General features: G+C 54.9%; 2 protein-coding genes. Both read right to left on the bottom strand.

All coding sequences use genetic code 11. The features are described from left to right. Positions 1 to 307 (bottom strand): hypothetical protein (locus NZ823_11815; GenBank protein ID MCS6805809.1); only part of this gene is annotated, 307 nt, incomplete at its 3' end. A 767-nt stretch (positions 308 to 1,074) separates the two neighbouring features. After that, on the bottom strand, positions 1,075 to 2,322 hold the full coding sequence (locus NZ823_11810) for a WYL domain-containing protein (GenBank protein ID MCS6805808.1): 1,248 nt from the start codon (positions 2,320 to 2,322) through the stop codon (positions 1,075 to 1,077). Positions 2,323 to 2,630 lie beyond the last annotated feature (308 nt).

Here is a 2,630-nt window from a genome sequence, read left to right as displayed (position 1 = left end):
TGATCGTTTTGACAGGGATGCTGGGAGGGATGCTACCGGGACTCAGCGCTCCACCACCGCCCTGCCCTCGCCGCAAGAGACGCTCCAATTGCGGGACATCGAGACTCTTAATGGTTGCCCTAATGAGGTCGGCATCGTTGCCACCTTTGAGCAAGGCTTGTCGAATATATCCCAACGAACCCTCATCAGGTTTCAAGTCGAGTTGAATCTGTTGTGCTAGATGTGCCAATAGCTGAATCATATTCGTTCCCTCGTCCATCTGAGGTTTGTCTAAACTGTAATCGAGCGCAGGATGTTGCTCAATCATGCTCCCATTCTCTCATCAATTACACAGTGATTATCAAAATCTCATCGCTATGCTGATCATAGCCAAAAGTCCCGTCGCTCCATTGAGAATGTGGCACAGGCGTCCCCCCTGTGCTCCATCTTCATTCTTCGTGGCGTGCAATCGCATAGGGGCGATTCCTTGATATCCTCCACTGCCTCTTCCACTGGCAGCCATGCCCGGACTCAATCGCCTCTTAGCCGATCGCCTCAATCGCCTCAAGCACCGCCGCTCAATCGCTACACCCCACGTTCAACGGCGCTCTCGGCGCCCTCTGACCCATGCGTAGGCAAGCTGCCGCCATCAGCAGTTCAGTTCCTTCAACCAACCCTGATCCAACTGCTCCATCTATCAATCAATGACGGAATTTCTCCGAAAATTCCCTTCACCCCCAAGAAATTTTTTCCTTCCAACACGAGCGATTCAAATCGGACGGAGGTTCACCGATCTGCTTCCGCATCCGCTGCCACTGTCGCTGCCAGGATTTTACAACCGATAATCGAACTTGCAAGAGCACGGCTATATCGGCCGGCTTATACCCTTCGGCCAACAACCGACCGACTATCCATACGTGCGAAGGCCACTGTTGACGAGGCCATATCTCAGCTCGCAAGCAATCAACCCCGCGTGATGATGCCCTTGCGTGCGAAGGCCACTGTTGACAAGGCAAGTTTTCGGCTTCTCTGTTTTGTGGACGCATTGCCAAAACGCCGTTGCCGAGGGCAAGCCTCTGTTGGCGATGCCAGATGTCATCTTTTGGGTTTTGTGTACTGCTCATAGATTTTCTCCGCCAACTTTGCTGCCTCTTGGCGTAACCACGGCGGCTCCAAAATCTCCGCGCCCTCAGCCCATGGGAATACCAAATACCAGAGCACTTCGCGCGGTTCGCTGACCGTCAATTCCAGTATCAACCCGCCATCGTCACCCTCCAGCATCCGCTGTGAGTCATGCCAGTACGCCTCGCGGATGTAGCGAGCCGTCCGAGCATCGAAACGAATTCGCACGCGCTGCGGCGGGCTGTCACTGACGAGCACGCGGAAACTAGGCTGATGACGCTTGTGAAAATCGTAATCCGGGCGCACCTGGAATCGCAGAGCTTGCAGCTCAACCTGCTTGATCCGGCTGGCCCGGAGCATCGCAACGCGCTGCTCGTCGGGCAAAAACACGTCAACGTAGAGCGCCCGCCCTTTGAAATAAACCATGTAAACATCAGCTTGCAACCACCGCTCTTTGCCAACCGAATAATCGTCATAAAGTACGCGCACGCGGCGGCGTTCTTGTTGCGCCCGCCACAGCGCTTCCATGATTCGCGGATTAACCTGAAACCTTTTGCGCAAGGTTATCTCATTCATCGCATGAGCCAACATGTCGCGGGCTGGCTCCGGCGCATTGGCAATCACCTTGCGCACAGCCGTCACGGCGTCCCATGCCAGCGTATGATCACCTGTCGCTGAAAGCTGCCTCACCATCAACGCCAAACTGATAGCTTCCGTCACCGTCAGGTCGAACACAGGGATGAACAAATCTTTGATAATCTGGTAGCGTCGCTCGCGCCGGTCGTATTTGAACTCAAGCCCAATCTCGTTGAGCGCCCGGCAGTCCTGGAAAAACTGCGACCGCCCCACACCCAACCGCCGCCACAAATCTTCCGGTCGTTGCTGCGGATTCGTTTTGATCTCAACGGCCAATCGAATCAATCGCGCGAACCGGTCCTTCTTAGATTGTGACGTGGATGGTTTCATCGTGGCCAGTATAGGATTTTTGTTGACCACTCGGAAAGAGACAATCTCGACCTCAGTCCACCACCGTCTGGACTGACAACAAAAAAACGAACGCCGATGACGCCACTGCGGCCCGTTCTCGCGGCCTATGACTCCATTGACCGGCAGAGCGTTGAGCGGCTCGGTTCCGCGCAACGTCACTCCGGTCAATCTTCGCTGATCCGCGATCCTCGTTGACCCGCTCAGTCCATGTCGCTCGCATACGAGTTGCTGCATTTCCGGCCACACTCTTGTTGCATCAACGCTTCAAATTCCCCGCCTCCCATGCTGGACTCAACGTGTTGTATTCCGGCCACACCACTGTTGCATCTCTACAAAAACTTGCCCTGATCAGAGCGCCGCCTGGTTGCTACAAACTCCGAGCCAACAGCCTGCCGATCAACGGCTTGACAAAGAGCGATGCCAGTCAGACTGCATTCGGCATATCGCTTGCTCAAGAGAGCATCTGATGATCACGCGACAAACCACGATTCAACGCTCCGTCAGCATCAACGGCATTGGGCTACACACCGGCGCGGCTGTTC

The sequence above is a fragment of the Blastocatellia bacterium genome, from assembly GCA_025054955.1.
Lineage (GTDB): Bacteria > Acidobacteriota > Blastocatellia > HR10 > J050 > JANWZE01.
This window is presented reverse-complemented; position numbering and strand designations above follow the sequence as displayed.